The following is a 497-nucleotide window of genomic DNA, read 5'->3' on the forward strand; positions in this document are numbered from 1 at the left end:
TTGTCTGGTGATCCGTCGTTCGCCGAGGTGTTGCGGCGGGTGCGGGAGACGGATCTGGCGGCGTACGCGCATCAGGATGTGCCGTTCGAGCGGCTGGTCGAGGAGTTGAACCCGGCGCGGTCGCTGTCGCGTAACCCGTTGTTCCAGGTGATGCTGGCCTTGCAGAACGTACCCGAGGCGGAGTGGGAGCTGCCCGGCCTGCGGGTCGCCCCGCTGCCCCCGATCGCCGAACCCCCCGCCCGTTTCGACCTGTCCTTCTCGCTCGCCGAGCGGCGGGCGGCCGACGGCTCCCCGGCCGGTCTGGGCGGCGGCATCCTGTACGCGGCGGACCTGTTCGACGCGGCGACCGTACGGTCGTTGGGGGACCGGCTGGTGCGGGTGCTGGAGCAGATCGCGGCCGACCCGGGGACCCGGCTCAGTGAGATCGACGTACTCGATGCCGATGAGCGGGTGCGGGTGGTTGAGGAGTGGAACGACACCGGGCGTCCGGTCGGTGC

At 71.0% G+C, this 497-nt stretch carries 1 protein-coding gene; it reads left to right on the top strand.

The window, feature by feature from the left end:
- Positions 1-39 precede the first annotated feature (39 nt).
- On the top strand, positions 40-497 hold a 458-nt coding region (locus ACTT8P_RS38455; protein ID WP_442836431.1), incomplete at its 3' end, for a condensation domain-containing protein.

The sequence above is a fragment of the Streptomyces sp. JW3 genome (assembly GCF_052216785.1).
GTDB lineage: Bacteria > Actinomycetota > Actinomycetes > Streptomycetales > Streptomycetaceae > Streptomyces.